The organism is Pseudomonas sp. Root562, assembly GCF_001427125.1.
GTDB lineage: Bacteria > Pseudomonadota > Gammaproteobacteria > Pseudomonadales > Pseudomonadaceae > Aquipseudomonas.
In genome coordinates this window covers 336,620-357,735 of the sequence record NZ_LMGK01000020.1, presented here as the reverse complement: position 1 = coordinate 357,735, position 21,116 = coordinate 336,620, and the positions used below count along the sequence as shown (strand labels likewise).

At 57.3% G+C, this 21,116-nt stretch carries 22 protein-coding genes; 11 read left to right on the top strand and 11 right to left on the bottom strand.

All coding sequences use genetic code 11. From position 1 onward, the window contains the following. Window positions 1-4: 4 nt before the first annotated feature. The 3 genes from ASD60_RS15340 to ASD60_RS15330 form a co-directional block, all read right to left on the bottom strand. Window positions 5-727 carry an anti-sigma factor gene (locus ASD60_RS15340; protein ID WP_056854800.1) on the bottom strand — a complete coding sequence of 241 codons (723 nt, stop codon included), beginning with the start codon at window positions 725-727 and terminating at the stop codon, window positions 5-7. Continuing rightward, the gene (locus ASD60_RS15335) at window positions 724-1,251 is read right to left on the bottom strand and encodes a sigma-70 family RNA polymerase sigma factor (protein WP_056854799.1); all 528 of its coding nucleotides are present in this window, start codon (window positions 1,249-1,251) and stop codon (window positions 724-726) included. The genes ASD60_RS15340 and ASD60_RS15335 overlap by 4 nt, the downstream gene beginning before the upstream one ends. 107 nt (window positions 1,252-1,358) lie before the next feature. Then, entirely contained in the window at window positions 1,359-1,880 is a 522-nt protein-coding gene (locus ASD60_RS15330; protein WP_056854798.1) for a DUF3455 domain-containing protein, read from the bottom strand. Window positions 1,881-2,031: 151 nt separating this feature from the next. Between ASD60_RS15330 and ASD60_RS15325 the strand changes: the two genes are divergently transcribed. Beyond that, on the top strand, window positions 2,032-2,655 hold the full coding sequence (locus ASD60_RS15325; RefSeq protein ID WP_056854797.1) for a glutathione S-transferase: 624 nt from the start codon (window positions 2,032-2,034) through the stop codon (window positions 2,653-2,655). Window positions 2,656-2,786: 131 nt separating this feature from the next. On the opposite strand, the gene ASD60_RS15320 is transcribed toward ASD60_RS15325, so the two are convergent. After that, on the bottom strand, window positions 2,787-3,227 hold the full coding sequence (locus tag ASD60_RS15320; RefSeq protein WP_056854796.1) for a CBS domain-containing protein: 441 nt from the start codon (window positions 3,225-3,227) through the stop codon (window positions 2,787-2,789). 173 nt (window positions 3,228-3,400) lie between these two features. Between ASD60_RS15320 and ASD60_RS15315 the strand changes: the two genes are divergently transcribed. Further along, a complete protein-coding gene (locus tag ASD60_RS15315) occupies window positions 3,401-5,764 on the top strand; it encodes a DNA polymerase II (RefSeq protein WP_056854795.1) in 2,364 nt (787 codons plus the stop codon). Here the strand turns inward: ASD60_RS15315 and ASD60_RS15310 are convergent. Both ASD60_RS15310 and ASD60_RS15305 read right to left on the bottom strand, forming a co-directional pair. Continuing rightward, a complete protein-coding gene (locus ASD60_RS15310) occupies window positions 5,729-6,199 on the bottom strand; it encodes a DUF1810 domain-containing protein (RefSeq protein ID WP_056854794.1) in 471 nt (156 codons plus the stop codon). The genes ASD60_RS15315 and ASD60_RS15310 overlap by 36 nt on opposite strands. 27 nt (window positions 6,200-6,226) lie before the next feature. Further along, on the bottom strand, window positions 6,227-7,048 hold the full coding sequence (locus tag ASD60_RS15305) for an aldo/keto reductase (protein ID WP_056854793.1): 822 nt from the start codon (window positions 7,046-7,048) through the stop codon (window positions 6,227-6,229). 682 nt (window positions 7,049-7,730) lie between these two features. Here ASD60_RS15305 and ASD60_RS15300 point away from each other — a divergent pair. The 3 genes from ASD60_RS15300 (at window position 7,731) to ASD60_RS28880 (ending at window position 9,894) form a co-directional block, all read left to right on the top strand. Next, window positions 7,731-8,468: a hypothetical protein gene (locus ASD60_RS15300; RefSeq protein ID WP_056854792.1), complete on the top strand. Its 738-nt coding sequence runs from the start codon at window positions 7,731-7,733 to the stop codon at window positions 8,466-8,468. A 206-nt stretch (window positions 8,469-8,674) separates the two neighbouring features. Beyond that, the gene (locus tag ASD60_RS15295; RefSeq protein WP_056854791.1) at window positions 8,675-9,460 is read left to right on the top strand and encodes a sulfite exporter TauE/SafE family protein; all 786 of its coding nucleotides are present in this window, start codon (window positions 8,675-8,677) and stop codon (window positions 9,458-9,460) included. A 293-nt stretch (window positions 9,461-9,753) separates the two neighbouring features. After that, the gene (locus tag ASD60_RS28880) at window positions 9,754-9,894 is read left to right on the top strand and encodes a hypothetical protein (RefSeq protein WP_156386275.1); all 141 of its coding nucleotides are present in this window, start codon (window positions 9,754-9,756) and stop codon (window positions 9,892-9,894) included. A gap of 23 nt (window positions 9,895-9,917) precedes the next feature. Here the strand turns inward: ASD60_RS28880 and ASD60_RS15290 are convergent, their stop codons facing one another. The 4 genes from ASD60_RS15290 to ASD60_RS15275 form a co-directional block, all read right to left on the bottom strand. Continuing rightward, the gene (locus ASD60_RS15290) at window positions 9,918-11,252 is read right to left on the bottom strand and encodes a CitMHS family transporter (protein WP_056854790.1); all 1,335 of its coding nucleotides are present in this window, start codon (window positions 11,250-11,252) and stop codon (window positions 9,918-9,920) included. A 119-nt stretch (window positions 11,253-11,371) separates the two neighbouring features. Beyond that, window positions 11,372-12,115 carry an acetoacetyl-CoA reductase gene (gene phbB / locus ASD60_RS15285; RefSeq protein WP_056854789.1) on the bottom strand — a complete coding sequence of 248 codons (744 nt, stop codon included), beginning with the start codon at window positions 12,113-12,115 and terminating at the stop codon, window positions 11,372-11,374. Between the two features lie 133 nt (window positions 12,116-12,248). Then, on the bottom strand, window positions 12,249-13,037 hold the full coding sequence (locus ASD60_RS15280) for a hydroxypyruvate isomerase family protein (RefSeq protein ID WP_056854788.1): 789 nt from the start codon (window positions 13,035-13,037) through the stop codon (window positions 12,249-12,251). Between the two features lie 27 nt (window positions 13,038-13,064). Further along, window positions 13,065-13,724 (bottom strand): aspartate/glutamate racemase family protein, encoded by a 660-nt coding sequence (locus ASD60_RS15275; protein WP_056854787.1) that lies wholly within the window; start codon window positions 13,722-13,724, stop codon window positions 13,065-13,067. Window positions 13,725-13,946: 222 nt separating this feature from the next. Here ASD60_RS15275 and ASD60_RS15270 point away from each other — a divergent pair, with 222 nt between their 5' ends. Further along, a complete protein-coding gene (locus ASD60_RS15270; RefSeq protein ID WP_007948269.1) occupies window positions 13,947-14,885 on the top strand; it encodes a GntR family transcriptional regulator in 939 nt (312 codons plus the stop codon). Here the strand turns inward: ASD60_RS15270 and rraA are convergent. Continuing rightward, window positions 14,878-15,360 carry a ribonuclease E activity regulator RraA gene (gene rraA / locus ASD60_RS15265; RefSeq protein WP_007948268.1) on the bottom strand — a complete coding sequence of 161 codons (483 nt, stop codon included), beginning with the start codon at window positions 15,358-15,360 and terminating at the stop codon, window positions 14,878-14,880. The genes ASD60_RS15270 and rraA overlap by 8 nt on opposite strands. A gap of 262 nt (window positions 15,361-15,622) precedes the next feature. On the opposite strand from rraA, the gene ASD60_RS15260 reads away from it, so the two are divergent. The 5 genes from ASD60_RS15260 (at window position 15,623) to ASD60_RS15240 (ending at window position 21,095) form a co-directional block, all read left to right on the top strand. Then, complete coding sequence (locus ASD60_RS15260; protein WP_056854786.1) at window positions 15,623-16,693, top strand: isocitrate/isopropylmalate dehydrogenase family protein; 1,071 nt, start codon at window positions 15,623-15,625, stop codon at window positions 16,691-16,693. Window positions 16,694-16,811: 118 nt separating this feature from the next. After that, window positions 16,812-18,080, top strand: coding sequence for a 3-oxo-tetronate kinase (gene otnK, locus ASD60_RS15255; protein ID WP_056854785.1), 1,269 nt, complete (start codon window positions 16,812-16,814; stop codon window positions 18,078-18,080). Then, window positions 18,070-18,951: a LysR family transcriptional regulator gene (locus ASD60_RS15250; RefSeq protein WP_056854784.1), complete on the top strand. Its 882-nt coding sequence runs from the start codon at window positions 18,070-18,072 to the stop codon at window positions 18,949-18,951. Before otnK ends, ASD60_RS15250 begins: the two co-directional genes overlap by 11 nt. Window positions 18,952-18,993: 42 nt before the next feature. Next, complete coding sequence (locus ASD60_RS15245; RefSeq protein WP_056854783.1) at window positions 18,994-20,058, top strand: lactonase family protein; 1,065 nt, start codon at window positions 18,994-18,996, stop codon at window positions 20,056-20,058. Continuing rightward, window positions 20,055-21,095 carry an AbrB family transcriptional regulator gene (locus ASD60_RS15240; RefSeq protein WP_007946576.1) on the top strand — a complete coding sequence of 347 codons (1,041 nt, stop codon included), beginning with the start codon at window positions 20,055-20,057 and terminating at the stop codon, window positions 21,093-21,095. Before ASD60_RS15245 ends, ASD60_RS15240 begins: the two co-directional genes overlap by 4 nt. The last annotated feature ends 21 nt before the right edge of the window (window positions 21,096-21,116 follow it).

Below are 21,116 nucleotides of genomic sequence, written 5' to 3'. Positions count from 1 at the left end.
TCGCTCAGAGGACTTTCACCGCGCGGCCGATAAATTGAATCGGCCCGGTCGGCTTGCCGATTGGCGAGCCATTGGGGTTTTCCAGAGTCAGTTCGAACAGTTGGTTCGGTTCCAGCGGCGGCAGTTTGTCCAACGGCACCGAAAGCGTTTGCCCCGGTTTTACCAAACCGAGAGACACCGGGCCTTGCCAGCCTTCGGCCTTGGTCCAGAACTCCAGTGCCTTGTCTGCCGGCACTTCCACAACACCCAACGGGATCAGCTGGATCTCCCGGGGGTTGCTGGCCTGAATCACCCAGCCCGGCGCCTTGTCTTGCGGAGCGACCAACACCACCAGATACGTCGGTTTGACCGTGGTTTGCGTCAGCAACATAGCGCCCAGCAACAAGCTCGCGGCCAACCCGGCACCGGCCAGCCCTCGCCAGAGTGGCAGGCGATTCCACCAGGTGGCCGACGGGAGCACGCGGGATGTCGATAACGGGCGATCAAGGGCCTCCACGCTGCGCTCGATGCGCTGCCACAGTTGCGCCGATGGGGTGCGCGGCTCGGCCAGTTCGGTCAGGCCCAGCAATCGGCTCTCCCAGTTATCGACGGCGTTGCGCAGCCCGATATCGCTGTGCAGGCGTTGCTGAACCTCGGCTCGCTGCTCGGCGGAAAGTGTTCCCAGCACATACTCACTGGCCAGTTCATCGAGCGCTTGCGGGGTTTCGTCGGTCGGTTTGCTGATCATCCCAGGCACTCCCGCAACGCCGTCAGGCTCCGCTTGATCCACGCTTTGACTGTGCCCAGCGGGGTGCCGAGCTTGTGTGAAATTTGCGCGTGGGAATATCCGTCGACATAGGCATGCACAAGGCAGTCGCGCCGCAGCGGTTCCAGTTGTTCCAGGCACCGGTGGATGTGTGCCGAGTGCACCTGGGCATCACCGGTGTCCGTGCTGTCCGGAACGTCGACATCGCCTTGAAGCTCGCGATTGTGATCACGCAGGTAGTTGAGTGCCAGATGCCGGGTCACGCTGAACATCCAGCCTCGGGCCGAACCCCGCGCCGGGTCAAAACCCCCGGCGCCGGTCCAGATCTTCAAGAATGCATCGTGGACGATGTCCTCGGCCAGGGCCGAATCCCGTACCAGCCGCTTGGCTACCCCCAACAACCGCGGGCTCTCCTGCACATACAAATCGTGCAGGGCCTGACGCTCGCCGCGAGCGCAGGCCGCCAGGTGGTGTTCATAGTCGAAGACGGTTTCGGGCAAGGACACTGTTCTCGGCCGGTGGTGGTTGAGATGTCGAATGCAATCTAGCAAACAAACGGCATTCCTGTAGCCGCAAGTTTGTCCCCGCAGGCGACTAAGTCAGCTCCCGGGCCTCAACTGGCCGCCCAGAAAATGTAATCCGCCTGATACTGCACCACTTCCTGCTTGCCCTTGTTGGCCGTCGTGCATTCGCTACTTGGCGCGACACCGCCCTTGAGGGCGACGCGCTGGATGTAGCTGACGCCGCTCATGGCGCCTTTGCCTTCGGCCGGGTTGGCCTTGACCAGTTGGTAAGGCAGGTTCCCCGGGCTCGACGGTGCCACGGCGAGTTGCGTGCCGGTGATTTTCGACCCGTCGTTGGCTTGCCATGTGGCCGGCGGTCCGAAATAAGTTCCGATCTGTTTGCCGCTGCGATCATTGAGCACGGCTTTGGGGCCGACGAAGGTCCATTCGGTCTGGCCGGCCGCATTGGCTTTGTCCCGGCATTCGTAGGTGATTTCGCCGACCCCGGTGGTTTCCAGGGCGACCTTGTGCCCGTCGGGCACCTTGATGTTGTCTGGCAGACCGGTCTGGGCGTAGGTCGCAGGAACGGTGGCGAACAAACCGACAAGGCAAATCAGTTGTTTGGCGTTCATCAAAAGCTCTCCGAAAGTGGGTAGTGCATTCGGCAGCAACAGGGGCTGCTACAGGTACTACCCTTGGCAAGGCATTCTGGATGCAGTGCCTCGAAGAAATTTTTCATCGCGACAAGAGTCAGCTGCTTGAGAGCATCCCAAGGAGGTGTGTATGTATCAACTCTACGGTCATCAGAATTCGGGCGCGGCGGCGGTCGAGGCCGCGCTGGAACTGTGTGAGATTCCTTACCGCTTCATCGATGTCGAAGCCTCCCCGGAGGCCGCGCTGGCATTGGAAAAACTCAACCCGCTCAAGCAGATTCCGACACTGCAACTGCCTGACGGCAGCATCCTGACCGAGAGTGCGGCGATCCTGATCCATCTCGCACTGACGTTTCCAGCGGCAAAGCTGTTGCCCGATCACCCAGCCGACCGTGATCAGGCCATTCGCGGGCTGGTGTATATCGTCAGCAATTGTTACGCGGCAATCGGCATCATCGACTACCCCGAACGCTGGCTGGCCGAGGCCGATGAATCGTCGCGACAAAACCTGATGGCGGGTACCCGAGCGAGACTGCACTGGAGTTGGGAAGTGTTTGCCGATCAGTTTTCGGGGGAGTTGTATCTGGGTGAAGAACCGCCTGGCGCGCTTGACGTGCTGGCGGCGGTGATCACGCGATGGGGAGGAAGCCGCGAGCATTTGCGCCAGACCCGGCCGGGGTTTTTTGCCTGGCTGGAACGGATTGACCGGCATCCGACGTTGGCGCCGGTGTTTGCCCGGCATTGGCCGGGCTGAAGTGCACCACCGACCACCTGTGGGGGCTGGCCTGCTGGCGATGGCGGCCGGGCATTTGGCCTCGATATTGGCTGCCATGGCCTCATCGCGAGCAGGCTCGCACCTACAGGGGGGACTGCGGTGACCTGGGTTTATTCGCCGCGGATGTACTGTTCCAGTTGCCGAATCAATTCAGCTTGTTCAGCGATGGCTTCCTTGACCAGGTCGCCGATCGACAGCAAGCCGATCAGCCGGCCGTTTTCCACCACCGGCAAGTGACGCAGGCGTTTGTCGGACATGATGCCCAGGCAGGTATCGACGGTTTGGTGAGTGTCCACGGTGATCACCGGCGACACCATGATGTCGCGCACCGGCGTACCCACCGAAGAACGGCCATGCAGCACCAGTTTGCGCGCGTAATCCCGTTCGCTGATGATGCCCAGCACTTCATCGTTCTCCACCACCAGCAAGGCGCCGACATTTTTCTCGGCCATCTTCATCAGCGCTTCCAGCACCATGTGATCGGGTTTGATCTGGTGCACTTCCTGGTTTTTCTGATCTTTCAACTTGAGCAGTTGCGCGACGGTTTTCATGGCGGTTTCCCGGGTGTTGTCGTTGTCCTTGAAGAATCGTAGACACCGGCCCTGAGAGCAAGGGCGAAAGCGGCAGATAACGCTCAAAAAACGTCATTTGGCGGTTTTTTACAGCAACCGGCCGCCGAATCGACGCGTAGAATTGACACCCTGAATCCATTTCGAGGTTTGCAGTGGCCGATTTACCCCAGGGCTTCGTCCTGACCCGGCATTGGCGCGATACCCCGGCGGGTACGGAGGTCGAGTTCTGGCTGGCGACCGATAGCGGTCCCCGGCGCATCCGCCTGCCTTATCAGCCATCGGTGGCATTCCTGCCGGTCAGTCAGCGCGAGCAGGCCGAAGCGCTGCTGCACGACGAAAAAAACGTCGAACTCAAGCCTTTGTCTTTGCTGGATTTCGAGCACCGCCCGGTGCTCGGCTTGTATTGCCGCCAGCACGGGCAGTTGATGCGCCTGGAAACCGCGCTGCGGCGAATGGGCGTTGAAGTGTACGAAGCCGACGTGCGCCCGCCGGAACGCTACATGATGGAACGGTTCATCACCGCGCCGGTGCGTTTTGGCGGTACGCCGGGCGCTGATGACCTGCTGCGCGATGCGCAGATGAAGCCCGATCCCGACTATCGACCACACTTGAAACTGGTGTCGCTGGACATCGAAACCACGGCTCAGGGCGACTTGTACTCCATCGCCCTGGAAGGCTGCGGCGAGCGTCAGGTGTACATGTTGGGGCCGCCCAATGGCGATGACAGTGAAGTGGATTTCCAGCTTGAGTACTGCGAATCGCGCACCCTGCTGCTGAAGAAGCTCAACGAGTGGTTCGCCCGACATGACCCCGATGCAATCATCGGCTGGAACGTGGTGCAGTTCGACCTTCGGGTGCTTCACCAGCACGCCCGGCGCCTGGCCGTGCCGCTGAAGCTGGGGCGTGGCGGCGAGGAAATGCAATGGCGCGAACACGGCAACGGCAATCATTACTTCGCATCCGCTGCCGGGCGGCTGATCATCGACGGCATCGAAGCCCTGCGTTCGGCGACCTGGAGCTTCCCCTCGTTCAGCCTGGAAAACGTCGCGCAAACCCTGTTGGGCGAAGGCAAGGCCATCGACAACCCCTACCAGCGCATGGACGAAATCAACCGCATGTTCGCCGAGGACAAACCGGCGCTGGCCAAGTACAACCTCAAGGACTGCGAACTGGTCACGCGGATTTTCGCCAAGACCCAATTACTGACCTTCCTGCTGGAACGGGCCAGCGTGACGGGGTTGCCGGTGGATCGCATGGGCGGCTCGGTGGCGGCGTTCACCCACCTCTACATGCCGTTGATGCACCGCCAGGGCTTTGTTGCGCCGAACCTCGGCGCTAAACCACCACAGGCCAGCCCTGGCGGGTTTGTCATGGATTCGCAACCGGGGCTGTACGAGTCGGTGCTGGTGTTCGACTACAAAAGTCTTTATCCATCGATCATCCGCACGTTCCTCATTGATCCCGTGGGGTTGATTGAAGGGCTCAAGCATCCTGACGACAGCGACTCTGTGCCGGGCTTTCGCGGGGCGCGTTTTTCCCGCACCCGGCACTGCCTGCCGTCCATCGTCGCGCGGGTCGCCGAGGGCCGGGAAACCGCCAAGCGCGAACACAACGCGCCGCTCTCCCAGGCCCTGAAGATCATCATGAACGCGTTCTACGGCGTGCTTGGTTCCAGCGGTTGTCGCTTTTTCGACACGCGTCTGGCGTCTTCCATCACCTTGCGTGGCCACGAGATCATGCTGCGTACCCGTCAATTGATCGAAGATCAGGGGCATACGGTGATTTATGGCGACACCGACTCGACCTTCGTCTGGTTGCGCCGTGCCCATGGTCAACAGGAAGCCGCGCAGATCGGCCGCGCGCTGGTCGATCACGTCAATCAGTGGTGGGGTGAGCACGTGCGGCAGGAGTACGGCCTGGAGAGTGCGTTGGAGTTGCAGTTTGAAACTCACTACAAACGTTTCCTGATGCCGACCATTCGCGGGGCGGAGGAGGGCAGCAAGAAGCGTTACGCGGGGCTGGTCACGCGGGCCGATGGCAACGACGAGATGGTTTACAAAGGCCTGGAAACCGTGCGCACCGACTGGTCGCTGCTGGCCCGGCAGTTTCAGCAAGAGCTGTACGAGATGATCTTCCACCGCAAGCCGTATCAGGACTACGTGCGCGAGTACGTGCGCAAAACCCTGGCCGGTGAGTTCGATGATCGCTTGATCTACCGCAAACGCCTGCGCCGCACCCTCGATGACTACCAGCGCAATGTGCCGCCGCACGTGCGGGCGGCGCGTATCGCCGATGACTACAACGACCAGCAGGGTCGCCCCCGCCAATACCAGAGCGGCGGCTGGATCAGTTACGTGATCACCGTCGCCGGCCCCGAACCGCTGGAGATCCGCAGCGCGCCGATCGATTACGATCACTACATCAGCAAACAACTGCAACCGGTGGCGGACGCGATCCTGCCGTTTGTCGACGATGATTTCTCAACCCTGATTGGGGGGCAACTGGGCTTGTTTTGAGTCCATCAGCGACAACGTCCAGTCATCCAGGATGCCGTGGAAATACTGATTCAACGCCTGGTGAAACGGGCTGTCAGCGGCAGCGACCTGGGCGAACAGGGTCATCGACGAATGAAACTTCAAGTCGTCGGGATGGCCGAATATCGCCGCTACCGAGCGCTGCTGGATGTTCAGCACTTCCTGGGTGCAGATGCGCAACCTGGCACCCAACACGGGGTGTTCAAGGTAGGCCTGCGCTTCTTCGCGGGAGCGGATCGCAAAGCGTCGGGACATTTCACTGCCACCGAGCCCGGCGAACTGCGGAAAGACAAACCACATCCAGTGGCTGCGTTTGTGGCCGGCATTCAATTCGGCCTGGACCCGGTCGAATACCGGGTCTTGTGCCTGAATAAAACGTTGCAGGTTAAAGTCGTCCGGTTGATCGGTGCTTCTCATATCGAAGCCCTCTGACACCGCGTTGGCTCAGACCATGGCCAGTCGCTGCTTGCGTTTGGGCGCGTGAAACGCTTGGTCCAGCGCCTCCAGATCCCCGATTTCCAGTTGCAACTGCGCCGCTTGCGCGTTGAGTTGCACGTGTTCAGCGCGGACCGCCTTGGGGATGGCGATCACACCGTCCTGGCGCAGCAGCCATGCCAGCGACACCTGGGCGGGCGTCACACCGTGGCGGGCAGCCACTTGTCTGAGCGTGGCATTGGCGAGCATTTTTCCGCCCTGGCCGATTGGACAATAGGCCATGACCGGCATGTTGTGCTGCTGACACCAGGGTAACAAATCAAATTCTATGCCACGTTCTTCAAGGTTGTAGAGCACCTGATTGGTGGCGCAGGCCTTGGCATCGAGTTCCTGCAAGTCATCGACATCAAAATTGGACACGCCCCAGCGACCGATCTTGCCCGCCTCACGCAGGCGTTCGAAGGCCTCGACGGTTTCTTCCAATGGGTACTGGCCGCGCCAGTGCAGCAGGTATAAATCGATATGGTCGGTCTTGAGCCTGCCCAGACTGCGCTCGCAGGCTTGGGGAATGCCTTGGCGGCTGGCGTTGTGTGGATAGACCTTGCTGACCAGGAAGACTTTGTCGCGCTGGCCGGCGATGGCTTGGGCCACGACTTGCTCGGCGCCACCTTCGGCGTACATTTCGGCGGTGTCGATGAGGGTCATGCCCTGATCGATGCCCAGGCGCAGGGCGGCGATTTCTTCTTTTTGGCGGGTATGGTCTTCGCCCATTTGCCAGGTGCCTTGGCCGATCACGGGTACTTGGCGACCGGCCAGTTGCTGAGTTCGCATGCTTGGTTCCTTTTTGCTCGACACTACAGTTGGCATCAGGATAGCCGCAGGGTTCCGTCTTGGCGGGTTCTGGGCCGACCATGCTGTGGATGTTTTGGGTGATACCCGTTACTGCGGTAACGGCGACTGAGGGTTTCGCCGCAGTGGGAGCTTGCTTGTTGGTGATGGCGGTCTGCCAGCCGACCAATCTCTGCCAGTTGCACTCCATCACCTGTAGGAGCACGGCTTGCCGGCGATGGCGTCCTTGAGATCGCCATCGCGAGCAAGCTTTGCTCCTACAGAGGATCTTCAGTGGTCGAAAATCCCGATCACACCGGGATCTACAGTGGGAGCTGGCTTGCCAGCGATGGCGGCCTGACGGCCGACCAGTTTCTGCCAGTTGCACTCCATCACCTGTAGGAGCACGGCTTGCCGGCGATGGCGTCCTTGAGATCGCCATCGCGAGCAAGCTTTGCTCCTACAGAGACATCATCCAATAAAGCCGTCGGTTCGCAGCACCTGTGGGAACTGGCATGCCAGCGATGACGGCCTGTCATCCACCATTCCTTCGAAGTGCAAATGATCTTTCCCTGCCGATGATCGATTGCCCACCCCCGACACTGCACTTTTTCCAATTGACCGGCTCTATCCATAGCCGTTGCTGCGAATCCCGCCGCACAGGAATGTGTCAGTCCAATCCCTTATGGTTCGAGTGTTGCCCTTCAACCTTATCCGCGTTCGCCTGCTGGCCGGTCTGTTGCTGCTCTGCGCCAGCGGTTGCAGCCATCAGCCCGGCAATGATCTTTTCAGCCAGATACGTGATGGAAAACCCCAGGAGTTCCTGCAAACCAGCGTTGATCGCATGGCCACGCTGGCCATGCGTGACAATCTCGACAGCCTCTACCTGCTGATGAGCAAGTTGTACCTGCGCAACCCCGACGAGCTGAAAAAATCCGGCTTCCTCGACGCCCGCACTGCCGGCAAGCAAGTGCGCATGGCCATCGAACAGCAACAGCCGTTACCCACCCTGGGCGGGAAAAAAGACCTGGCGGCGTTGCGCTTTGCCATGAGTCCGGAATTTCTCGGAGACCGGGTCGGCGCGTTCATTTATGCCATCGGCAGCATGCTGGTCACCGCCCACGGTAATCGCCTGGAGTTCTACATGACCGACGCGATCAACCCGACGTTTGTCAGCAACGCCGCCCGCAACATCGAAATCGCCACCTGGATTTTGAGCCAGCGACAGAATAAGGATGGCCAGCCCATGCTGTTTTCCAACGAAATTTCGGAGGAGGGCAGTAACCTGAGTTTTGCCGTGGAGTTCGGCAAGATCGTCGCGCGCCTGGATTTGCTGACCCAGATGCTTGACGAGCGCTACCGGCGTATCGGCCTCAACTATGCACAAAGCCTGCTGTTCCTGAATTTTCTCCCGGTGCAGTGAAATCCCCACAACCCCCTGCAGGCGCCAGCCTGCTGGCGAAAACGTCAAGACACAGCGATTGATCTGAAAGGGCTCGACATCGTTGCCTCCCTCGCGAGCAGGGAACTGTATTAGGCATAAAGATAGATCGCATCGATATAACTGGTTATAAGAAATATCGCTATGCTGCGGGCCAGATTTTCCCTGCGGTCTATGTGGACGTATCAATGGATTTAGTGAACATCGGGTTGGTCGTGGCCGGACTGGTTGTCGGCTTCATCGTCGGCATGACAGGCGTAGGTGGCGGGTCGTTGATGACCCCGATCCTGCTATGGTTCGGAATCAACCCGGCAACCGCCGTCGGCACCGACCTGCTGTACGCGGCCATTACCAAATCCAGTGGCGTACTTGTTCACAAAAAGAACAACAACATCGACTGGCACATCACCGGTTGGCTGACCCTCGGCAGCGTGCCGGCAGTCATGCTGACGTTGTGGTTCCTCAGCACATTGCATTCCAGCCCTGACGCGATGAACGCGATCATCAAGCAAGCCCTGGGCTTTGTGTTGTTTGCCACGGCGCTGGCGATTCTGTTCAAGAAACGCCTGCTGGACTTCGCCCACAAGCGCGCCGGTGGCAACTACAACCCAAGCGGTCCGCGCCTCAACGTCCTGACCGTTATCACCGGGCTCGTGCTCGGCACCATGGTGGCACTGACCTCCATCGGCGCCGGTGCGTTGGGTACGGTGGCGTTGTTTATCCTTTATCCGCTGCTGCCGACCCGTCGCCTGGTCGGCACGGAAATCGCCCACGCCGTCCCGCTGACGCTGGTGGCCGGTCTGGGGCATGCGAGCATGGGCAACATGGATTGGCAGGTGCTGGGATTTCTGCTGGTCGGTTCGCTGCCGGGGATTTACCTGGGCAGCCACCTCACCGGGCGCATCTCCGATGAGCTGTTGCGTCCTTGCCTGGCGACGATGTTGGTGTTGATCGGTTACAAACTGGCGTTCTAGGGTTTACCACCTAGGAGAATCTAAAAAATATTCATCAAGCCCTGATATTCAGGGCTTTTTTATTTTTTATGGCTCGTCCTGAATAAGGTTTACACCTTCTGACTTCTTATCAGGAAGGTGCAATGGACACGGGTGCAAAGCGCAGTCAGCGCGCTTACATGCTGACTTGAGCAGGGCATATCCAGCACTAGTGCGTTCAACCAGACTATTTCGATGAACTCCCTTCGCTTCAGGGCAGGCCTTGGACAGCGCTTGTCCTTGGGCGAGAGAGTTGGCTTGCGCACGTGACTGCCATGGCTGAGGTGATGCTTGGGGGCAATGTAAAAGCACCGCGCTGGGCTAACAAACCCAATGTATTTTGCGATCTTGATCGAACGAAAAAAATCCCGAAAACATTTCTGTTTCCGGGATTTTTTATTGGTTTGCAGCGGTGATGCTAGTTGTTCCTCACCTCCCCTTAGACACCCGCTGCCAGAGGGAACAAGCCCAGTAGCAAGCAAGCGAGCAGGATCAGGAAACTGAGCGCAAACGCCCATTTCATGGTGTATTTCTGGTGGTCGCTGAACTCCACACCAGCCAGACCGCAAAGTAAGTAGGTCGAGGCCACAAGAGGACTCAGAAGGTGAACTGGTTGACCTACCAGCGAGGCCCGGCCGATTTCAGCGTGGGTAATGCCATAAACCTCGGCAGCCTTGGCGAGTACTGGAAGCACACCATAGTAGAAGGCGTCATTGGACATGAAGAACGTGCCCGGGATACTCGCCAGCGCGGTGATCGGAGCCATGTACGGGCCCCAGGTTGCAGGAAGCATTGCCAGGAAGCTGGCGGACATCGCGTTGACCATGCCCGTCCCGGAGAGGATACCCGCCAGAATGCCGGCTGCCAGGAAGATCGCAATCTGGTTCAGGGCTGTTGGAGCGTGCGCGGAAATGCGACGACGCTGATCGTTCATGTGTGGGTAGTTGATCACCAATGCGACGGAGAACGCGACCATGAACAAAATGGAAAGTGGCAATATTTCCACCACCAGGCCAGCCATCAAAGCAATCGTCAGACCCGCGTTCAACCAAAACAGTTTTGGACGACGCAGTTCGGCATTTTCGTCTGACATCGATGGCAGACCTTCGTCAGTCTCATCGTCAAAAACGGTGGCAGCAGCACCCACTGACAGACGCAGTCTTCCGAGACGTTGACGCTCGCGAATACCGATGAAGTAAGCCAGCGCCAGCACGCCGAGGAAGCCCACTACCATAACGGGAATAAGCGGGATGAACAGCTCGGACGTATCGACCTGCAAGGAAGCTGCGGCACGTGCAAGTGGGCCGCCCCATGGCAACAGGTTTGTCACGCTTGCCGCCAGAATGACTACACAGGTCAGTGACAAGGGTTCGAGTCTGAGTCGCTTGAACAGAGGCAGCATCGCCGTGACGGTGATCATGTAGGTTGTCGAACCGTCGCCGTCCAGCGACACCATGCCTGCCAGCAGGGTCGCGAAAACGACCGCCTTCATCGGGTCGCCGTTGATCAGTTTGATGAACTTGCGAATGATCGGATCGAACAGGCCTGTATCGAACATCACGCCAAAGTAGAGGATCGCGAACATCACCATGACGGCGGTTGGCGCTACCTTTTTCAGGCCATCGATCATCATGTTGCCCATGTCCGGACCGAAGCCTGCCATGAGTGCGAAAACGATCGGAACTGTTGTCATCGCTACCAACGGTGACAACCGCTTGGTCATGATCAGTGCCATGAAGGTCACGATCATGCCGTAGCCGAGTATTGAGAGCATTTGTATCACCTTGACGTAAAGTACAATTGTTTTTATGGGATCTGCGCAAAAAGCGCATCAAGGTTCCCGCTGTATTTTTGGTTTGATCCAGCGGGTCGCCGCTGAGTCTCACACGAGTATCAACTCATGTGAAGGCCGCCATTGAGCGAGAAGTCGGCACCGTTTGCGTAACCGGCTTCATCGGAGGCTAGCCAGGCGCACACCGCTGCGATCTCCTCGGGTGTTCCCAGGCGACGAGTCGGAATGTCCTGAATGATGCGATCCATCGCGTCCGCCGTGGTGACGGACTTGAGCTTGGCAGTGGCGATGTATCCAGGAGAGACGGTATTGACGGTGACCCCGCGGGAGCCGACTTCTCGTGCCAGTGCGCGAGTGAAGCCTCGAATTGCGGATTTGGCAGTGGAGTAGTTGACCTGACCTACCTGGCCCAGTTGAGCATTTACAGAGGAGATGTTGATCACTCGTCCCCAGCCTCGTTCGGCCATGCCATCGATAACCTGTTTGGTTACGTTGAATAGCGAATTGAGATTGGTGTCGATGACGGTAGCCCAGTCATTGGGCTGCATGTCATGGAATACAACATTGCGAGCGGTACCGGCATTGTTGATCAGAACGTCAACAGGGCCGACATTTTTCTTGATTTGATCGAAAGCCTTTTGGCAGGACTCCCAATCAGCAACGCTACCTTCAGAAGCGATGAAGTTGAAACCAAGCTCCTTTTGTTGGGCGAGCCAGGTGTCCTTCAGGGGAGAGTCAGGGCCGCATCCTGCGACGACGGTGAACCCGTCACGTGCCAGTCGTTGGCAAACTGCAGTCCCCAGGTTTCCCATGCCTGCAGTAACAAATGCGATCTTTTTGCTCATGCGTAAACTCCTGTTGTGTTTTTTGTTGGGAGTATTGCCTGCAACCTTCGAGGGCTACTGAGGGCTAATAAACTCCACTCGAAATTGTTTTGCAAGATTACGCAGTACAATTTCTTCAAAAAGAAACGATTTCTTACCAACGGTCATCCTCGTGAGGATGCGGCATCATGATCCTCCGGAGTTCTTCCAGCCCATCGAGAGTCGAGGTGCGAGGGCGGTACTCGCAACCCACCCAGCCCTGATAGGCCCGGTCTTCAAGCATGGAGAGCAGCTTTGGGAAGTCGATGTTGCCTGTGCCTGGCTCGTTGCGGCCGGGAAAGTCGGCGACCTGGATGTGACTTACCCGAGACCACCATTGATTGAGCTTGCGCAGGCAATCCTCGCCTAGAAGCTCGGTGTGGTACGTGTCCAGGATGAGTCCAAGGCTGGGCAGTGTCTGAAGCATCTCTTCGGCGAAGTCGTATCGGCTCATCAGGTAACCTGGGACTTCATCTGAGCTTATGACTTCAATCAAAGGCTCGATGCCTTCTCCAGACAAGAACTCTACGGCGTACTTCAAATTGCGTCGGTAAGTGCTGCTATCGGCAATGATCCCAAGTGCAGCCTGCGACACTCCTGACATCAGGTGAACCATTCGGCAGTCGAGTGCATTTGCATAGTCGACGGCTTTGATCAGATCAGATCGAAATGCTTCTTTTGAACTGCAAATGCCGGTAGTGCCTTTGGTTGGCCCCGATGGCGCGGCGAATTGCACCATCTGCAGTTCATGCTCGCAGAGAAGCTCTGCTATTTGCGGTGCTTCGTATTCGTAGGGCGAGGGGAACTCGACCGCTCGAAAACCCGCGTTGGCCGCCGCCGAGAACCGCTCCAGGAAAGGCAACTCCGTAAACTGGAAGCCGATGTGTGCGTTCAACCTGGTCATGGGGACTCCTTGAATATTCGATCTGTATCAGGCTTTGAGAAGGTCACGCAGCTTCAACACGGCGCTGTCGGGTGTTGTCAGTACGGGCAGGCCACTCGCTTGACTCACTTGTTGTGCTGCGCTGGTCATGGAGAACTGGGCAAAGCACAACAATTCGCTATTGGTTGGGGAGCGAGCTGAATCGACGATCAGCGCGTCATGGCGTTCAGCATTTCCCTTGCGCAGTTCGGCGAGTGCTTCTGGACAAACAAGGGTGTCGAGCTCGATATCGACGCCCAGTTGTCCCGCGTGGGCTAAAAATTCCTCGGTCATCGATGCAATGGCCGGCTGGAATGTCGCAAGGATGGTGATTCTTGCTGTGCGTTGAAGGGCCGCCTCGATCATGGCTTCGTTCGGTTTAAGCACCGGAATGCTCAGCGAGCGCTTGCACAAGTCGATCGCCTCACCAAATGCCGAGCACGTAAACAGGATCGCATCAGCACCGGACTCTGCGGCGTAGGTCGCGAGTTTCAAGAACCGCTGGCTCAAGTCCGGGGTCAGCTCACCGGCCTCGGCCAAATCGCTAGAGAGTGAATCCTCCAATAAATTGGCCAGCCTGGCCTCAGGCCAAAGTCGTGTGAACGCCTCAGTGATGGGGTCTATGGCTACTGGCGTTGCATGGATCAGATAGATGCGTGGTGCGGTCATGACGGTTTCCTGCGTTACTGTAGGTCAAGTGGGTGTACGGTGAAGCCCTGAATTGTCACTGGCGTGTTGATGTGCATCAGGTGTGTTATTTTTCTTTAAAGCTTGGATTCGGGTGTAATCACTCCATACCGGGCTATGCACGTCATCCTCCTCTGATTACCGGTTTCCATGAATTCAGCAGAATCGACTCTTCAACAACCCTTGGTGGGCGAACCAGCCAAAATGAAGCCCAAGATTAAGAAAGACCTTGCGGAGCAGTTGGCACCCAAGATCATCGACATGGCCAGGGCCCGGTCGATGCGCGCTGGTGATCCTTTGCGTGAGGAGTCTTTTGCCAAGGAGTTGGGAGTGTCCCGGTCTCCGATTCGACGAGGTTTTGCGTTGTTGGCCGAATTGGGTCTGGCGACCAAGGAGCCGAACCGGGGTTATTTCCTGACGGCTGACGCGCGAGGAATCGACAGTCGCAAGCTCCCTCTGGAAGTCGATCCCTTTGAAGACTTCTACTTGCGCGTTGTTGACGACGTCTTGCGTGGTGACATTCCCACGACTTTTTTTGAAGCCGAATTGATGCGCAAATATGAGGTGCCCAGAGGGCAGCTCATGAAGGTTCTGACCCGGCTGGCCAATGAGGCAATGATTGAGCGCAAGCCTGGGCAGGGGTGGGAGATCAACAGTTTTCTGCATGACTCCAAAGCCCATATTCAGAGCTACCGTTTTCGCATGGCAATCGAACCGGCCGCCGTATTGGAGCCTGGTTACGAGGTGGATAAGCCTGCGTTTGCCAAAGCGCGGGAAATCCAGCAGCAACTGCTCGATGGCGACATTTTCACCTTGTCGCGATCGCAGCTGTTCCAGATCGGTTCGCAGCTTCATGAGCTGGTGGTGCGCTGCTCGGGCAACGCTTTTTTTCTTGAGGCAATCCGCCGCCAGAACCAACTGCGTCGTTTCATGGCCTACAAGGCCAACGTGGATCGGCCTCGCCTGATCAACCAATGTAAAGAACACATCCATCTTCTTGATCTCATCGAAAGTGGACAGCGAGAGGAGGCGGCGGAATTTCTACGCAACCACCTTGATGTGGTCGGGCGGCAAAAAACTGATAAAGAGGCCAAGGATGAGCTGGAATACCAGCGCAGCCTTGAGATATCGGTCGTCAGCTAGCGCTCAGCTCGTTTAACAACACCACGCCATCATCATCGCCGAACAGCTGGTCGCCATCGGCGATGGTGTGCCCGGCGAATTCCACCGTTATGCCAATCTGCCCTTCGTTTCGTTTGACGGTCTTTCGCGGTGATGTGCCCAGTGCCTTGATGGCGATCGGCATGTCACGTAATGCCGCTTTGTCGCGGATGTAACCGTAAATCATCACACCGGCCCAGCCGTTCTTGACCAGATCTTCAGCGATCACATCGCCGAACAGCGCGTAGCGGTCACTGCCGCCTCCGTCCACCACCAACACCCGGCCGTGCCCCGGCAGACTGCTTATTTCCTTGATCCGGGAATTGTCCTCGAAACATTTGAGGGTGAAGGCGCGTCCCTCGAAATCATTTTTGCCGCCAAAGTCCTGAAAAATCGGGGCCAGTACGCGAATTGAGTCTGGGTATTGATCGCAAAGATCGGAGGTTTTGACTGTCATGCAGGATCTCCTGGGAAAGTGAATTGGGTGACCGTTGAGCGTAAAGGTTGCACAAACTGAATATTCATGCAATAAAATGCAATCTGTCGAGGGCGATAGCGCTACTGCCCCCCATATCGTCTCAGGACGAACGGGAGCAAAAGGTTAAGGACTTCGTCTCGCCAATATTGTACTTTGTATTTACGATGTACAGAAATGGGGCCGGTTCATCACGCACAGGCTTCGAAAAAATTCAGCTCAAACAATAAGTAAGGGGTATGCGATGCGTATTTTGGTTCTTCCTGGTGACGGTATTGGTCCAGAAATCGTTGAATCTTCGATGTCGGTGCTCAAGGCAGCCAACACAAAATTCGATCTGGGCTTGAGCTTCGATTACGACGATGTCGGTTTCACAAGCCTGGATAAATACGGCACCACCTTGCGTGATGAAGTGCTGGAAAAAGCCAAAGGCTACGACGGCATCATTCTCGGCACCCAGTCGCACGCCGACTATCCAGTGCCTGAAAAAGGCGGTCGCAACGTTTCTGCCGGTTTCCGTATCGGCCTGGATCTCTACGCCAACGTACGTCCTGCCCGTACCCGTCCATTCCTGACTTCCAACATGAAGGAAGGCAAGACGATGGACCTGGTGATCATGCGTGAAGCGACTGAAGGCTTTTATCCAGATCGCAACATGAGCCGCGGTTGGGGCGAAGTGATGCCGACTCCGGATATGGCTTTATCCACTCGTAAAATCACTCGTCATTGCAGCGAGCGTATCGCCCGCCGTGCATTCGAGCTGGCTATGAAGCGTGGCAAGAAAGTCACCGCCATTCACAAGGCCAACAGCTTCCACATGACCGACGGGCTGTTCCTGGAATGCGTTCGCGATGTAGCGAAGGACTTCCCGGAGGTCACTCTGGACGATCTGCTGGTCGATGCCTCCACTGCCCACCTGGTACGTAGCCCTGAGCGCTTCGACGTTCTGGTCGCGACCAACTTCTACGGCGACATCATCAGCGACCTTGCCAGTGAACTGTCGGGCAGCCTGGGTCTGGCCGGTTCCATGATGGCCAGCGACACTCATTGCTGCGCCCAGGCCCAGCATGGCTCTGCGCCGGATATCGCCGGTCAGGACAAGGCCAACCCGGTTTCGATGATTCTGTCCGTTGGCATGCTGCTGCAGTGGATGGGCGAGCACCACAACAAGGAAGCGCTGATCAAGGCCGGCCTGGAAATGGAAAAGGCAGTGGATGTTGTGCTGCAGGATCCTAAGCAGCGCACGCCTGATCTGGGCGGCTCCAGCGGTACCAAAGCGTTCGGCGAAGCGGTAGCCAAAGCCATTCTGGGCTGATTGAAACGGGCGGCATGCCAGGCATGTCGCCCGTTATCTGGAGTGTTGCGGATCTATAACAAGAAAACGCCTGTTCTCCTTTTGGATATCCAAAGGAGGAGGGCACGAGGAGACCACAGTGAGTCAATTACTACTCGGTTGCATCGCTGATGACTTCACCGGCGGTACGGATTTGGCCAGTACGCTGGTACGTGGCGGCATGCGCACGCTACAAGTGATCGGTGTGCCGCAAGGGCCACTGCCTGACGACATCGATGCTGTCGTCATTGCCCTGAAAAGCCGTACCGTCAGCCCGGAAGAAGCCGTTACCCAATCGCTCGAAGCGCTGGAATGGTTGCGTGCGGCAGGCTGCCAACAGTTTTTTTTCAAATATTGCTCGACGTTTGACTCGACCTCTCGCGGAAACATCGGCCCTGTCGCCGATGCACTTGCTGAAGCGATGAACGTCTCGTTCGCTGTGGCTTGTCCTGCATTCCCGGAGAACAAACGGACGATTTTTAACGGTCATTTGTTCGTCGGCGATGTGCTGTTGAGCGAATCCGGCATGCGTAATCATCCATTGACGCCAATGACCGATTCCAATCTGGTTCGGGTGTTGCAGCAGCAGACGCTCAAACCGGTAGGTCTTGTTGCACATTCGGTCGTAAACAAGGGCGCGCAAGCCATTTCCGCGGCTTTCAACAGCCTCACTGCCCAAGGTCGAGGTTATGCCATTGTCGATGCGATCGATGATGAAGATTTGTATGCGATAGGCACTGCCGTGGCGGACCATAAACTGGTTACCGGCGGTTCTGGCGTTGCGCTGGGGCTACCTGAAAACTTCCGTCGTGCAGGCAAGCTCGGTCAGTCCGAAACGGCATCGGTACTGCCTGTCATCGAGGGCTTGGGCGCCGTTGTTTCCGGCAGTTGTTCGGTAGCGACGAATGGTCAGGTCGAGCACTGGCAGAAAACCCGCCCGAGCTTTTCCATTGATCCGCTGCGTCTTGCCAATGGTCATGATCAGGTTGCTGAAGCACTTGAATGGGCAAAGGATCTGATTCAAAAGGGTCCCGTCCTGATCTACGCAAGCGCACATCCAGAGACGGTCAAGCTTGCTCAGCAAAAGCTCGGCGTTGAGGCTGCTGGGCAGATCGTTGAAGACGCATTGTCCGCTGTCGCTGTCGGCCTCTACGGCATGGGTGTTCGCAAGCTGGTGGTTGCCGGCGGCGAGACATCGGGTGCGGTAGTCAAGGCACTGCAAGTCAAGGCTCTGCGAATTGGTGCGACCATCGATCCTGGTGTGCCTTGGACACTCGGCTTGCGCGACGACCCGGTTGCCCTGGCGCTGAAATCCGGCAATTTCGGCACGGTAGACTTCTTCGAGAAGGCATTGGCCAATGCGCCATGATCTGCTCAGCCTGGAAATCTTCATGGCTGTGGCGGAGCAGCGAAACCTGACCAAGGCATCGCAGCTCTGCCACCTGGCGACCTCCGCAGTCAGTAAGCGGATCAGCGAGCTTGAAGAGAAGGTGGGTTCTCCCTTGTTCATTCGCTATCCGCGCGGAATGGAGCTGACCCCTGCGGGGCAGTCGCTGCGCCATTACGCGTTGCAGGTGAACGAAACTCTTCAGAAGATGGACCAGGAGTTGAGTGAGTATGGTGCTGGAATCAAGGGCCATGTTCGATTGCACGCCATTACATCGGCGTTGGCCCAACAGCTGAGTCTGGATATCGGCACGTTTATGGAAACCTACCCCGATATCAAGTTCGATATCGAGGAGCGCGTCGGTGCGGCAATCGTACGAGCGGTGTCGGACGGTCGTGCGGATGTCGGCATCATTGCCGAACAGACGCCTTCACAAGGGTTGGAATCCGTTCCCTATCGCGTGGATGAGTTGGTGATTGCGGTTCCAGAACGGCATCCGTTGGCGGCACAGACGCAAGCCAGTTTCGAGCAAGCGTTGATCTTCGAATTCATTGGTCCTCACGTGGAGAGCTCGGTGCATTTGCTGCTGAGTGAACAAGCCGAATTGTTAGGTAAGCCAATCAGGCAGCGGGTTCGCGTTTCCAGCTTTGAATGCATGTGCCGGATGGTTTCGACCAATCTGGGCATTTGCATTTTGCCTCGCGATGTTCTGCGTCCCTATCTGCGTTCCTTCCATTTGCAGGCTGTCACGTTGGCCGAGCCATGGGCCAAGCGTCAGTTGAATATTGTTGCTCGACGATTCGAAGCGCTCCCTCCTACCGCTCGCGCGTTCGTCGCACACTTGACCGCGTGACAGGTGCCATCCATGCACCTGCTCGCCTTTTGAGATGACTTCATGTTCATTTACGTAGGCTGTCGTACCACTCGTGAAAGGAATGCCCGTGGCAACGGGATCAACGTCTACAGCGTCGACTCAAAGACTGGGCGCCTGTCTCATGTGCAGTTGGTTGATGGATTGGTAAACCCTTCATTTCTTGCGATCAGTAAACAGAAGGATTTCCTGTACTGCGTCCATGGTGATACGGATCAGGCCAGCGCATTCAGCATCGGCGCCAATGGCACGCTGCGCTATCTCAATAGCCAAAGCACCCATGGCCACAATCCCGCACATTTGGCGATTTCACCGGACGGCGACTTCCTGGTGGTGAGCAACCATTACAGTGGTTCTGTTGTTGTTTTACCGATTCTCGATTCGGGGGAACTCGGCGAACTCTGCGATCAAGTGATGACGCAAGGGCCGATCGGACCCCATCGAATTGAACAAAAAGGCCCGAAACCGCATTTCAATCCATTCGACCCCAGTGGAAAGCTAGTCGTCGTACCGGATAAAGGTCTCGACCGGATCTTCACTTACCGATTCGACTCACTGTCGGGCAAGCTGCTCCCGACAGCCTGTCCATCTGTTGCCACCCGCAAAGGAGCCGGGCCGCGGCATGTGGCTTTTCATCCGGGACTACCCGTTGTCTACTCGGTCAATGAGCTCGACTCGACCGTCGCAACCTATCGCTTGAACAGCGAAAGTGGTGAGCTGCAGCCGCAGCAGGTGCTCTCTGCGCTGCCGGATTCTTTCACCGGCGACAGCACGGCCGCAGAGATCGAAGTCGATAAGGCCGGGCGCTTCCTCTACGCCTCCAACCGGGGAAGCGACAGCATTGCGCGCTTCAGCATTGATCCTCAATCGGGCTGGCTGACATTCGAATCAGCGACGCCAACGCAAGGCCTCACTCCTCGATTTTTCGCCTTGTCGCCCGACGGCGGATGCATGTATGTGGCCAACGAGGACAGCGACACCATCGTGGTTTTCAGTGTTGACCCAACGACTGGAAGCTTGACCCCAACGGGTGAGGTGATTGAGACAGGGAGTCCAGTGTGTATGGTCTTTGGTGGCGCCAACCTATGAGAGCGTTTTTCACCTCAATGGGATTGTGGTGGGCGACACCGCTGGTTGGAGTGGCCGGCGCACTGATTGCCAGTTACCTGAACTGGCCTTTGCCCTGGATCATTGGATCGATGTTGGCGGTTATTCTGGTGCGTTGCCTGGGCTGGCGGGTAGGGGAGATCCCCAATGGGCGATTGACCGGGCAATGGATGATTGCGACATCCATCGGCCTGCATTTCACACCCGCGGTGCTGGAGCAGATCCTGGGGCATTTCGCGATGATGCTGTTCGCGGCATTTCTCACCTTGTTACTTGCCTTGCTCGGCATCGAGTTCATGCGGCGTCGAGGCATGGATCTGACGACTGCCTTTTTCGCCTTCATGCCTGCGAACTTTGCAGAGATGATTCAATCGGGGATCAGGCATAAGGCCAACGTCAGTCAAATCGCTGCAGCTCACAGTGTTCGGCTCGTGCTGATTGTTCTTTGTGTTCCGCCCGCGATGTTTTTCAGCTCGAAAATCTCTCCATCGGTGGTTCATGCCCGATTGCCCAGTGATTGGTATTGGCTGCTGCCATTGTTGCTCGGCGGGGCGCTGACGGCGATTATCTGGAAACGGTACAAGTTGCCGAACCCTTGGATGTTCGGCCCGATGGCGCTGTGCGCGCTATTCACTGCCAGCTTCAATCTGCAGACGGCATTGCCCGTTGAGTTGAGCCATTACGGTCAACTCATGATCGGTTGCGCGCTCGGAGGCTACTTTGATCGCCAGTTCTTCAAGGCTTCACCGACATTCCTGATCAAGGTTTCGGTGTTCACCTTAAGCATGATTGTATGCACCTTGTTGCTGGCACTTGGAATCGGTTATCTGCTGGGTTTTCCTTTGATGACGCTGGCACTGGGCATGATGCCGGGCAGCAGTACGGAAATGTACCTGACGGCCGAAGCCTTGAACCTGGGAGTCGGCATCGTTACGGCAATGCAGATCATGCGCTTGATAGTGGTGATGCTCTGCGCTGAGCCGGTGCATAAAATCTGGTTGAAACGCCTTCGCCGCTGAGCAGGCAAGTGCGTTTCAACC